Annotated in this window: 13 protein-coding genes and 2 tRNA genes; 12 read left to right on the top strand and 3 right to left on the bottom strand. The window is 49.0% G+C overall.

What is annotated here, in order from left to right; all coding sequences use genetic code 11:
• Window positions 1-169 precede the first annotated feature (169 nt).
• The 11 genes from IEY46_RS31855 (at window position 170) to IEY46_RS31805 (ending at window position 10215) form a co-directional block, all read left to right on the top strand.
• Window positions 170-1429 (top strand): putative glycoside hydrolase, encoded by a 1260-nt coding sequence (locus IEY46_RS31855; protein ID WP_229750680.1) that lies wholly within the window; start codon window positions 170-172, stop codon window positions 1427-1429.
• 290 nt (window positions 1430-1719) lie between these two features.
• On the top strand, window positions 1720-3177 hold the full coding sequence (gene guaB / locus IEY46_RS31850; RefSeq protein WP_188999106.1) for an IMP dehydrogenase: 1458 nt from the start codon (window positions 1720-1722) through the stop codon (window positions 3175-3177).
• A gap of 277 nt (window positions 3178-3454) precedes the next feature.
• A complete protein-coding gene (locus IEY46_RS31845) occupies window positions 3455-4681 on the top strand; it encodes a D-alanyl-D-alanine carboxypeptidase family protein (RefSeq protein WP_188999150.1) in 1227 nt (408 codons plus the stop codon).
• 130 nt (window positions 4682-4811) lie between these two features.
• Entirely contained in the window at window positions 4812-5693 is an 882-nt protein-coding gene (gene pdxS / locus IEY46_RS31840; protein ID WP_188999103.1) for a pyridoxal 5'-phosphate synthase lyase subunit PdxS, read from the top strand.
• Between the two features lie 31 nt (window positions 5694-5724).
• On the top strand, window positions 5725-6309 hold the full coding sequence (pdxT, locus tag IEY46_RS31835; protein ID WP_188999102.1) for a pyridoxal 5'-phosphate synthase glutaminase subunit PdxT: 585 nt from the start codon (window positions 5725-5727) through the stop codon (window positions 6307-6309).
• Window positions 6310-6487: 178 nt separating this feature from the next.
• Complete coding sequence (serS, locus tag IEY46_RS31830; RefSeq protein WP_188999098.1) at window positions 6488-7771, top strand: serine--tRNA ligase; 1284 nt, start codon at window positions 6488-6490, stop codon at window positions 7769-7771.
• 171 nt (window positions 7772-7942) lie between these two features.
• Window positions 7943-8031, top strand: a tRNA-Ser gene (locus tag IEY46_RS31825).
• A gap of 123 nt (window positions 8032-8154) precedes the next feature.
• Window positions 8155-8502, top strand: a complete 348-nt coding sequence (locus IEY46_RS31820; RefSeq protein WP_188999095.1) for a hypothetical protein — start codon at window positions 8155-8157, stop codon at window positions 8500-8502.
• Between the two features lie 29 nt (window positions 8503-8531).
• The gene (locus tag IEY46_RS31815; protein WP_188999092.1) at window positions 8532-8708 is read left to right on the top strand and encodes a hypothetical protein; all 177 of its coding nucleotides are present in this window, start codon (window positions 8532-8534) and stop codon (window positions 8706-8708) included.
• Window positions 8709-8738: 30 nt separating this feature from the next.
• Window positions 8739-8885 (top strand): small acid-soluble spore protein P, encoded by a 147-nt coding sequence (locus IEY46_RS31810; protein WP_188999089.1) that lies wholly within the window; start codon window positions 8739-8741, stop codon window positions 8883-8885.
• Between the two features lie 163 nt (window positions 8886-9048).
• Window positions 9049-10215, top strand: coding sequence for a DUF6612 family protein (locus IEY46_RS31805; protein WP_188999086.1), 1167 nt, complete (start codon window positions 9049-9051; stop codon window positions 10213-10215).
• Window positions 10216-10329: 114 nt separating this feature from the next.
• Here the strand turns inward: IEY46_RS31805 and IEY46_RS31800 are convergent, their stop codons facing one another.
• Complete coding sequence (locus IEY46_RS31800; protein ID WP_188999084.1) at window positions 10330-11163, bottom strand: helix-turn-helix transcriptional regulator; 834 nt, start codon at window positions 11161-11163, stop codon at window positions 10330-10332.
• A gap of 97 nt (window positions 11164-11260) precedes the next feature.
• A tRNA-Arg gene (locus tag IEY46_RS31795) sits at window positions 11261-11337 on the bottom strand.
• A 330-nt stretch (window positions 11338-11667) separates the two neighbouring features.
• On the opposite strand from IEY46_RS31795, the gene IEY46_RS31790 reads away from it, so the two are divergent.
• Entirely contained in the window at window positions 11668-11841 is a 174-nt protein-coding gene (locus IEY46_RS31790; protein ID WP_188999082.1) for an aspartyl-phosphate phosphatase Spo0E family protein, read from the top strand.
• A 38-nt stretch (window positions 11842-11879) separates the two neighbouring features.
• On the opposite strand, the gene tadA is transcribed toward IEY46_RS31790, so the two are convergent.
• Window positions 11880-12356, bottom strand: a complete 477-nt coding sequence (tadA, locus tag IEY46_RS31785; RefSeq protein ID WP_188999079.1) for a tRNA adenosine(34) deaminase TadA — start codon at window positions 12354-12356, stop codon at window positions 11880-11882.
• Window positions 12357-12438: the final 82 nt, after the last annotated feature.

Here is a 12438-nt window from a genome sequence, read left to right as displayed (position 1 = left end):
GAGTAGGACGTTGCCAAGCACGAGAAGCCGACCGCAGTTTGCGGTCGGTTTTTTGTTGTTGTCCAATAATCGCCATTTCTGGTCAGAACTCCTTTACAACGGAATGGAACGGAATGCTCATACTAACCTTACGAGCAATCATTCAGGACAATGGAGGTGTAACGGCAACATGACAATCAGACGCCATCACAACCTCGCATGGATAATTATGTTTGTACTTGTGTGCGGAACTACCGGATGCACCGCCGATAATCTCCGTAAAGGAGGTTCAGCCCCTCAGCAATCCAAAAATTCTCTTGTGCAGCCAGTTGAAGCGCCGCCCAGCCGGTCTTTATCCCTAAAGGCCCAGCCCTCTCAGCAAAAGAAGTCGCTTGTTTATCCAACCTCCGCTCATTACGATGCCGAACATATGGATACAAAAGTTTCACGGGACCCCGTTAGAGGCATCTACATATCCGGATGGGTGGCTGGCAGCCAAAAACCGATGGACCGGCTCATTCAATTGATCGACAGAACCGACCTCAATGCGGTTGTAATAGATGTCAAAAACGACTATGGGGAAATGACGTATACGTCCAATGTGCCCGAAGTGCGCAATATGGGGGCCAACGCCCGGCCGGCGATTCGTGATGTGCGGGAATTGATCGCTCGGCTCCATTCCCGAAATATTTATTGTATTGGCCGGATTGTTACGTTTAAGGATCCTCTTTATATACGAAAGAAACCGGAAATGGCTTTGCAAAAGAAAAGCGGAGGCATATGGCAGGACCAACAGGATAAAGCATGGGTCGATCCCTTCCAGACTGCGCCGCATTCGTATAACATTGCGATAGCGGAAGAAGCGGCACGGCTTGGTTTTGACGAAATCCAGTTTGATTATGTCCGTTTTCCGGATAATGGACCCAAGGTGGACAAGGAAGTCCGGTATGCCAATCGGAACGGTCAAAGCAAAGCCGAAGCTATTCAATACTTTCTGCAGCAGGCCGGCGATCGTATTCACGGGGCAGGAGCAATTCTCTCGGCGGATGTGTTCGGACTTGTCACTTCCTCGGAGGACGATATGGGTATCGGTCAGATATGGCCATCGATTGCAAGCGTTGTGGATGTGATTTCACCGATGACCTACCCGTCCCATTATTCTCAGGGCATGTACGGCGTGAGCAAGCCCGATCTGCAGCCCTATGCGATTATCCATAAAGCGATGAAAGATGCCCGGCTTCGAAACGATTCCTTATCCGCTGACCCTTTCAAGAAAGCTGCCCGGATTCGCCCTTGGCTGCAGGGTTTTACGGCCACCTGGGTAAAGCCGCATCAGCATTATGGGGCAGATCAAATCCTCACGCAAATTAAAGCCGCAAAGGACCAGGGTGTAAAAGAATTCCTGCTTTGGAGTCCGACTTGTAAATATGATTATCGTTCGTCAAATTGACAATATTGGGCGGTTCGCGAATCCTTGACAGCCCCCAACCCCTCTGCTAATATTGCAATAATATAAGTGAGTGGAATCAAATTTACAACAAAAAAAACCGATGTTGGAATATAAGAAAGGTTTGAATAACTTCTTACTTTATTTATATTTTTTGAGGGGAAGGAACTCGTATTACCGTGGAATCGGCTTGGAAGCGAGCGCGAGATAATTATTATCTCCGTAGCAGTCTTCATGCCATGCGGCGGACGTTTCTTCCCTTTTTCGGAAACCATTTGAGGAGGAACGTACCAGTGTGGGAAAATAAATTCGCCAAAGAGGGATTGACCTTTGATGACGTTCTGCTCGTACCGCGTAAATCGGAAATATTACCGCGGGAGGTTGACGTTTCTGTTCATCTAAGCGCAAATGTAAAGCTGAATATCCCCCTGATCAGTGCAGGCATGGATACAGTGACGGAATCGGCTCTTGCGATTGCCATGGCGCGTGAGGGCGGCATCGGGATCATTCATAAGAATATGTCCATTCAGCAGCAGGCTGAAGAGGTGGATAGGGTGAAACGCTCGGAGAGCGGCGTCATTACGAATCCGTTCTCGTTAACACCGGATCACCATGTATACGACGCCGAAGAATTGATGGGCAAATACCGTATATCCGGAGTTCCGATTGTCGATCAGAACCAGAAGCTGGTGGGGATTTTGACGAATCGTGATTTGCGTTTTGTCCACGATTATTCGATGAAGGTCAGCGAAGTGATGACTCATGAGCAGCTTGTGACCGCCCCTGTAGGCACTACGCTGCAGCAGGCAGAGGGGTTGCTGCAGAAACATAAGATCGAGAAGCTTCCGCTGGTGGACGAGACGAACACGCTGAAGGGTCTTATTACAATCAAAGATATTGAGAAAGCCATTCAATTTCCTCACGCTGCAAAGGATACCCAGGGAAGGCTGCTATGCGGCGCAGCGGTCGGGATTGCCAAAGATACGCTGGAGCGAGCAGATGCCCTTGTACAGACTGGAGTAGATGTATTGGTTGTGGATACGGCGCATGGCCATCAGATCAATGTGCTGGATATGGTGCGGAAGATTCGCCAGAAATATGCGGACCTGGTTATCGTAGCCGGAAATGTAGCAACGGGCGAAGGTACGCGCGATCTGATAGAAGCAGGTGCATCGGTTGTTAAAGTCGGTATGGGACCAGGATCTATTTGTACCACCCGGATCATCGCCGGTATCGGCGTTCCGCAGATTACGGCTATTTATGATTGTGCCAGCGTGGCTCGTGAGTATAATGTGCCGGTTATTGCAGATGGAGGGATTAAATATTCGGGGGATGTGACCAAAGCGATTGCCTCTGGCGCCAGCGCCATTATGATTGGCAGTCTGTTTGCCGGAACGGAAGAAAGCCCGGGCGAATCGGAAATTTACCAGGGACGCCGTTTCAAAGTCTACCGCGGCATGGGTTCGCTTGGAGCCATGAAAGAAGGAAGCAAAGACCGGTACTTCCAGGAGAATGAGAATAAACTCGTTCCGGAAGGGATCGAAGGCCGCGTCGCTTATAAAGGGCCGCTTGCCGATACCGTGCATCAGTTGATTGGCGGACTGCGTTCAGGCATGGGTTATTGTGGAACCAAAAATATTGAAGAGCTCAAGCATGACACCCAATTTGTCCGGATCACCAACGCGGGTCTGCGTGAAAGCCATCCGCATGATGTTCAAATAACCAAAGAAGCGCCAAATTATTCGCTATAAACCAAACATGAGAGTTATTTAATCTATAGGCAACATTCGCTTATTGTAACCTGCTATAGGAATCAGCTAGAATTCTAGATAGAAGGTTCGTGCCAAGGCAGGGAAATGGTGTGGAATCACCCATTTCCCTGCCTCTCTTTTTTCATGTACTCTTCGTGTGGTACAATAATCGATAGACAATCTACTGGAAGAGGGAGAGAAGACGTTGGAACCGAATAAAAGACCGGTACGTCTCGTATCGGCGATCTCCGCATTATTGGTCGGTTTGCTTTTTACTATGTTCATAGGTTCGGCATCAGCTTCCGCCGCCCCTGCAAAAAACAGTTATTCACCGAATTCGCTTGGACTTGAGGTTCAATCAGCCATCCTGATTGACGCGGATACCGGTCAGGTGCTTTATCAGGTGAAACAGGATGACGTTCGTCCCCCTGCAAGTATGACAAAAATGATGACGGAATATATCGTGCTGGAAGAAATCAAGGAAAAACGGCTTAAATGGGAAGATATCGTAACGGTCACAAAAGAAGCGGCCTCTACACCTGCGGATGGATCGCAAATTTATTTGGCCGAAGGCGACAAGCATACTGTAAAAGAGTTGTACATAGCGATGGCTGTCGGTTCCGCCAATGATGCGACCGTAGCGTTGGCGAATCATATCGGTGGCGGCACCGAACAAGGCTTCGTTCAAAAGATGAACGAGACGGCGAAAAAGCTTGGACTGAATACCGCCCATTTCACCTCGGCGACGGGACTTCTAGACACGACGGTGATTTCGGCAGCGGAGCTTGCCAAATTTGCAAGAATTTTGCTGCAGCAGCATCCTGAATTTCTGGAATATTCCAAGCTCCAATCCTATAAATTTCGGGAACGCGACAAGAATGCCATGGTTAATTGGAATTGGATGCTGGGAAGCAACAAGAATGTAACGAGCTTCAAGAAATTTGCCTATGAGGGCCTGGACGGGATGAAGACAGGTTATATCGGGGCAGCCGGCTACTGCTTCACAGGCACGGCCAAGCGTGGCGACATGCGGCTGATTTCCGTTGTCATGGGTGCTGGCTCCAAGGAATCCCGTTTTTATGAAACGGCGAAGCTGCTTGACTACGGCTTCAACAATTTTGAGAAGAAAACCGTTGTTGCTCCCAAATCGGTGGTAAAAGACGCAGAAACGGTCAAAATAAAGAAGGGTGTTTCCAAGTCGGTGCCTGTTGTAACGGCGAACGACATGACCTTCCTGGTCAAGAAAGGTGTCGAGCCGCAAATTTCCGAGCCAAAAGTGACCCTGCTGGAAGAAGATAAACTGGTCGCTCCCATCAAACAGGGGCAAGTGGTCGGCTCGGCGACTTATTCCTACAAGGATGCCGATACTGGCGAAACCATCGAGAAGAAGGTTGACCTGATCGCTTCCGAGGAAGTGGAGAAAGGCAGCTGGTGGCGCCTGATGTTCCGGGCTATCGGGAGCTTCTTTGTCGGATTGTTTAAAGGTATCGTGGATTTGTTCTAATGACTTGCAATGCCAAGTATTTTACTGTACTTAATGGTTGTCCATTCGGGACGGATCATGTAAAATAAATGGTTAGAGCTAACTCGGATATTGAACCAAAAAGTAGATCATTTTAGGAGGATATTGGATCATGGAAACAGGTACATCACGTGTAAAAAGAGGTATGGCCGAAATGCAAAAAGGCGGCGTCATTATGGACGTTATGAGCGCCGAGCAAGCTAAAATAGCAGAGGCTGCAGGCGCTACCGCCGTTATGGCGCTGGAGCGGGTTCCTTCCGATATTCGCGCTGCAGGCGGAGTTGCCCGTATGGCCGACCCGACCATTCTCGAAGAGGTTATGAAGGTCGTATCGATCCCGGTTATGGCTAAGGCCCGTATCGGACATTATGTAGAAGCAAGAGTACTTGAAGCACTCGGAGCGGATTACATCGATGAGAGCGAAGTGCTCACTCCCGCTGACGAAGTATTCCATATCGACAAGCGCGAGTTTACGGTTCCTTTCGTCAATGGAGCCAAGGACCTGGGCGAAGCGCTGCGACGCATTCAGGAAGGTGCGGCAATGATGCGTACCAAAGGCGAGCCGGGAACGGGCAATATCGTTGAGGCTGTCCGTCATATGCGTATTATTACCGGCCAAATCCGCAAAGTGCAAAACCTGGCAAAAGACGAGCTGTATGCGGAAGCAAAGGTTCTGGGCGTACCGTATGAACTGCTGCTTCAGGTTCATGAGAGCGGCAAGCTCCCGGTCGTTAACTTTGCGGCAGGCGGCATTGCGACACCATCCGATGCGGCTCTTATGATGCATCTGGGCGCAGATGGCGTATTCGTGGGTTCGGGTATTTTCAAATCCGACAATCCGGAGAAGTTTGCACGCGCGATTGTGGAAGCAACAACCCATTACACCGACTACAAGCTGATCGCGGAAGTATCCAAGAACCTGGGTGCTCCAATGAAAGGCATTGAAATTTCCAAGCTGGAACCGGCACAAAGAATGCAAGATCGCGGTTTGTAAACGTAGCTGGCAAAGAAAGAAGGCATACGAAATGAAGATTGGCGTATTGGCGCTGCAGGGCGCCGTTGCCGAGCATATGCGGAGTATTCAGGCAGCCGGCGGAGAGCCTGTTGCGATCAAGCAGCCTGAGCAGCTCAATGAGCTGGGTGGGCTGATTATCCCGGGCGGGGAAAGCACGACGATTGGCAAACTGATGCGCAAATACGGCTTCATGGATGCCATTCGCAGCTTCTCTGAAGCCGGCAAGCCGATATTTGGCACCTGTGCGGGTCTTATTGTGCTGGCAGACCGGATTGAAGGGCAGGAAGATGCCCATTTGCAGCTGATGGATATGACTGTCGCCCGCAATGCCTTCGGGCGTCAGCGGGAGAGCTTTGAGACGGATCTGGATGTCATCGGCATCGATGAACCCATCAGAGCGGTCTTTATCCGCGCTCCACTGATCAAGGGAGTGGGTAGAGGCGTTGAAGTGCTCTCTACGTATCATGACGAGATTGTGACGGCCAGACAGGGCCATCTGCTCGTTTCCTCCTACCATCCGGAGCTGACGGATGACTATCGGCTGCATGCCTATTTCCTGGGCATGGTGAAGGAAGCGGCTCAGCCAGCGCGTTAGAAAAAGAAGAGACTGCGGATTCGCAGTCTTTTTGTTAACATATAAGAACGTATAAGTTTTCACCTATAGCAGGCTTATATTTCTATGGGAAGAAACTTGGCTAAGCCAAGGAAGGACGGCGTTAGCCGTTTCTTCTTGATCGATAGCGATTGCATAATCAGAGAGGGGTTACCTTTTCGTGTTGGATGTTAAATTACTTAGAAATGATTTCAATAAAGTTGAGTTGGCCCTGAAAAATCGCGGCAAATCCGCAGAGCTCATCAGCGAATTTCCCGTATTGGATACCAAATGGCGGGATCTGCTGCAGGAAAGCGAACAGCTGAAAAGCCGCCGGAACACGGTTTCTCAGGAAGTGGCCAAGCTGAAGAAAAGCGGTGGCGACGCGGAAAGCCTTATTGTAGAAATGCGTGAGGTCGGGGACCGTATCAAGGCGCTCGATGAAGAGGTTCGCACCGTAGAAGCGGAGATTGCCGAATTGATGCTGGCTATTCCCAATATTCCTCATGAGAGTGTGCCTGTAGGGGCTTCGGAAACGGATAATGTGGAGATACGCCGGGTGGGCGAGGTAACGGAGCTTGGGTTTGAGCCGAAAGCGCATTGGGAGCTTGCTCAGGATCTGGGCATTCTCGACTTCGAGGCTGCCGGGAAAGTCACGGGCTCGAGGTTCGTGTTCTACCGTGGATTAGGGGCGCGTCTGGAGCGCGCGCTGATCAACTTCATGATGGATTTGCACAGCGATAAGCATGGCTATGAGGAGCTGCTGCCGCCTTATATCGTGAACCGGGATAGCCTGGTGGGAACGGGCCAGCTGCCGAAATTTGAGGAAGATTTGTTCAAGCTTGCGGGAACGGAATATTATCTGATTCCGACGGCGGAAGTGCCGGTCACCAATATTCATCGGGACGAGATTTTGTCCGCAGAGGATTTGCCCAAGAATTTTGTCGCCTATAGCGCTTGCTTCCGTTCGGAAGCCGGAGCTGCCGGACGAGATACAAGAGGGCTTATCCGCCAGCATCAGTTTAATAAAGTGGAACTGGTGAAGCTGTGCAAGCCTGAGGATTCGCACACAGAGCTCGAGTCGCTCACGCTGAACGCGGAGACCGTGCTGCAGCTGTTGGCATTGCCTTACCGGGTTCTGACGCTTTGTACGGGCGATATGGGCTTCTCGTCAGCCAAGACCTACGACATTGAAGTGTGGCTGCCAAGCGGCGGCACCTACCGTGAAATTTCCTCTTGTTCCAATTTTGAGGATTTCCAGGCGCGCAGAGCCAACATCCGGTTCCGGCGGGACTCCAAAAGCAAACCGGAGTTTGTGCACACCCTTAATGGCTCCGGGCTCGCGATCGGTCGGACGGTTGCGGCAATTCTTGAGAATTATCAGCAGGCTGACGGCTCGATTATTGTTCCTCAGGTTTTGCGTCCGTATATGGGCGGATTAGAGGTAATTGATTCCCGTTCTTGATTTTATTCAAACAAAAGCAAGTATAGGTGTTCACCCTTTATTTTTATGAGGAGGCTGCGCCATCAGAGGATGGCGACAGCCGTTTCATTTTGCACAGGCAAAAGTTGCAGTTGCTTATTTAATTTGGCCTGTGGTACAATATATCTTGTGACCTTGAGTCATGCATTAGCTGGAGAGGTACCGAAGCGGTCATAACGGGGCGGTCTTGAAAACCGTTAGGGCGCAAGTCCACGTGGGTTCGAATCCCACCCTCTCCGCCAACTTACAAAATATTCAGCACGTAGGCATTCATGCTTACGTGCTTTTTTATGTTTTTTCACGAAACAAGGACCGGATAAAAACAGCTCCATCTCGGCATATTATCCGCATGGAGGTGGTAAGGGATGAGTAAACAAGATAAGCTTCATATCGATCAGCAGCAGCTGGCAGATGCTTGGCAGCACACGCTGCCGGAATATGTAAATGAAGCGGACCGCGTCTCTGTCTTGAAGGATGAAGCGGATTCGCGGGGCCTGCGTATAACGTTGGAGTCGGCCGGCCACCAGATGTACAGCTTTGACTTTAAAGCTACTTACGTGGATAGCCGTGAAATTCAGGTTACACTGGTTGATGTGGAGAAGGACGGACGCTCGGTTGATGAGAGGACGGACACGATCCAGGAGCTTGTGCAGGACTACACCCGTCATATTCATGAATGTGCCCAAGCGCTGCATGTTTTGACGAATGCCTAAACCAATCCAATTAAAGGCAGGTTAGATGAATGACCAGGAATAAAGGTAAAGCCGATAAAAACCTGAGTAATGTTGTCGAGGCGCTGGATATTCATCCCGTTAACAGCCATCATGCCCAGCAGCTTCAACAGGACAAAAACGACCGCCGTCACCAGGATGCGTTGAATCATGACGAACCGACCGACTTGAGGCATCCGAGGAGTTAAAGAATCTAAATAAAAGAGGAGGAATAAGCGATGAGTAAACCAGACAGCATCCCGGTTCCCAACCCTTATAACCATCAGGAGCAGCCTAAATCTAACCATGCTCAGCCAGAGCCTTTATCGGGTTCGAAAAAGGTGAAGCAGCGCAATCATAGCCGCCATAATAACGCCGAAGGCTAACAAAGTTAAAGATTTGGTAAAAGTTGCTTACTACCCCCTTTTTCCGGTTAAATATCCGGGAAACGGGGGTATTTTGCATGGATATATCTTACAAAAGACTTTCGCGATAGGCAATTTTGGGTTAGAATGAGAGTTGCTTTTAAAAACTGGAGGGGAAGAACGAATGAAGAGTATTAAAGCTGGACTTATTTTATTATTAGCCGTCATGATGGTTGTCGTGGCAGGCTGCAGCAAAGCAAAACCGCCTAAAGAGGCTGTTACGTCCGCGCTGACCAAAATGCAGGAAGCAAAAACGATGACCTTTAAGGGGTCCTTTGGTGTTGATAATGTTACGCTGCCGGATAGTGCGCTTAGCGACAGCTCAAGTGCCGCCATGGCATCGGGAGTTGTTAGTTTCCTTCAAGGTGCAAAGATTAATATGAACGGTGTAATCCAAACAGATCCTCAGCATGCTGAGTTCACAATGGATATGGCACTGGGCAGCGAGGATATGAAATTTAATCTGAAAGTGCCTATTATCATAACGCAAGATAAAGTATGGGTAAGAGTACCGACGATTCCGGGCTTTCCCATTCCCGAAACGATCGCCGGGAAGTTTGTCGAAATCGACGTGAAGAAGCTGGCTGAAGAACAGGGCGGAGCTACGATGCCGGATGCGGCTTCCCTGCAAAAATTGAGCCAGGATATCATGAAGACAACCTTGGACAATTTCGACGAAAAAACGTATTTCAGCGAGCCTAAGGCTGAAGAAGTGAAATGGGTGCCGGAAGATTATAAAGGCGACCATTTTGTCCGTTTCGCGATTAACCCGCAAAATTTCGAGGCTGCTATTACGACTGTGATGGAAAAAGTCGCTCCGCAAATCATCGATCTTATTCTTAATAATGAAGAGTATATGAAGACCCTTCAGGTAAGCAAAGAAGACTTGGAAGAAGCCAAGAAAGAAGTGGCTGGCACAGAAGAAGGTGAAGTCAAGGATGCAATCGCTGAAATTAAAAAATCGCTTAAAGTCAATGAGTTCTCGTTGACCAGCGGTATTGAGAAGGATTACCTGACTTACCAGGATATGACGATGAATATGGACTTTACCGAAGGTTCAGACACGGTGAAGCTTGCCGCTCATATGGTGATGACATACGCGGATATTAATAAGGATGTTAAATTCGAGTATGGTATTCCGGAAGGCGCTATCCCTGTAGAAGAAATCGGGAATATGATGGGTGCCGGCAGTATGGACGGTCTGGACGGTCTGGATGGTCTGGACGGTCTGGATGGTTCAGACGATTTCTCCGACTTGGACGATATGTCTGATACAGAAGAAGGTATGTAATTTCATTTCAAGTATCTGATTTAAAGGTTCAAAACTAAAAAAATGCGCTCTTCCAGGGTTTGACCTGAAAGAGCGCATTTTTTGCATATGGATAACAAAAGACCGAAGTCGGCTTTATTTTCTGCTGATCTGGCGATAGCCGGAAGGGGTGAAACCGCTATGCTCCTTGAACAGACGGGAGAAATAGAATAAGGTCATGCCTACACGATCCGCTATTTCGGAAACAGGCAGGTCAGTCGTGGATAGCCACTGCTTCGCTTTGTCCACCCGCATGACATTGAGATATTGAATGGGGGAGCGGCCGGTGAATTGTTTAAACACCTGGATAAAATAATTCGGATGGTAATGCACCAGTTTGGCCAGTTCATCAATCGTCAGCTGCTCTTCAAACCGCTGCTCCATGTAAGTAATGGCGGTGTGGATTTTATCAACCACTGCTGAGCTGCGATTGATTTTGACTTCCCCGATTTGTTCGATGAAACAAGCCATAATCTCCATAATAAGCGCGTTGACGCGAAAGCCTGCCGCAATCGTATCTCGCTTCATGTATTGCTTCAAGGAACGGAAGAGGAATAGCCAATGCTGCCAATGATCTTCATCTTCGATGGTAAGGACATAAGGCGTTTCCATAATATCGAACAATCTCAAATCGCCAAGCGTGGCCGTGAAATGGCACCAATACTTGCGGAACGTATTATCGCTGATGGTGGAATAGCCCTGGCGCACGCCGGCGGGCATCAGTACAATCTGTCTCGGGATAGGGTAGAAGACTTTATCCTCAATGCGTATCGAACCTTCACCCTCTTCAATTAGATAGAAACGGTTAAAAGTCGGCACCACACTGGATTCCTGCCAAGAACGAGATACCTTCGTATAGTCGGCAATCCCCACCTGGAAGCGGGCGGAGGCCATCAGTTCTTCCCACAAACGGTTGTTGTCTTCCGTCATAAAGATGCATGCTCCCTCTTTGGGATATTGGCTATCAAAAAATAATTGCCCTGCTTCGACCGTGAGATCGAGGCAAGGCAAGGAGTGTCAAAGAAAATGGCGCGCCCGATACGATTCGAACGTACGACCTGCAGTTTAGGAAACTGTCGCTCTATCCTGCTGAGCTACGGGCGCGCGGCAACAATTATAATATCACGTTTGCTTAAGAACGTGCAAGCCTGTGCACAAGAAGTGCGAAAAAGGAATCTGCCGATGGCTGCAAACAGGACTAAATACCTGTTAGGAAAAAGAAACCAGAAAAACCTCGAATATCCGCTAATTAGGCCAGAAACCAAGGGATATCCTCACGAATAAGGAAAATAATTGTAGAATAATGTCGAAATAAAACTCGGAAAAACGGAGAACTATCGACAAGTTTTTACAAAATCCTGTAAAAGATAAGAGTATAATTAAATTGTTACTGAATGTAACCCAAGAGGTGATAGGAGCGATTCGCAAGTAGTTATGAACGACAAAAAACAGCTGCTCGATGAATTGTGCATTCTTCGCATCAAACTTCAGGAAGCTGCGGAGACACGCGGAAGTTTAACGGACCCCGAGGTGCTTGCGATCAGCGAAGCAGCCGACCAGCTTATTGTAAGCCTGCAAAATATCCAAAAAAGAGAGCTGAATCGATAAGAGCATCCCTATCCTTACAGTCCGCCATTGATAAATCTTTACAGCCGCCCTCTTAATCGGCGAAAAAATTGCGTCAGCAACGCGGCGCATTCTTCCTGAAGCAAGCCGCTGACGAGCTCGGTTTCATGATTAAACCGCGGATCCTGCAGCAGATTCATCAGGGTGCCGGCACAGCCGGCCTTCGGGTCTGCCGTGCCGTAGACGACCTTCTTGATGCGGCTTTGGACCAGCGCCCCAGCACACATCGGACAAGGCTCCAGCGTGACATAAAGGGAGCAATCCAACAGCCTCCAGGCGCCAAGTGCATGGCTGGCTTCACGGATGGCAATAATCTCGGCATGGGCGGTTGGGTCCATGGAGGTTTCGCGTAAATTATGCCCTTTTCCTACAATTTCGTTACCTCGCACGATTACCGCTCCGATGGGGACCTCTCCAAGCCGTTCTGCTTTCAAAGCTTCTTCAATCGCAGCATTCATCCATTGTCGATCCTTGTCTTGAAAATAAGTATTGTTCATTACCGTTCTGCTTCCTCCTGAATTCAGATAATTCTGTTGCGGATGACCGGGCTTACCATTTAATTCTACGATTGTGCCGCGA

This window comes from Paenibacillus nasutitermitis, from assembly GCF_014641075.1.
GTDB classification, from domain to species: domain Bacteria; phylum Bacillota; class Bacilli; order Paenibacillales; family Paenibacillaceae; genus Paenibacillus_Z; species Paenibacillus_Z nasutitermitis.
This window is presented reverse-complemented; position numbering and strand designations above follow the sequence as displayed.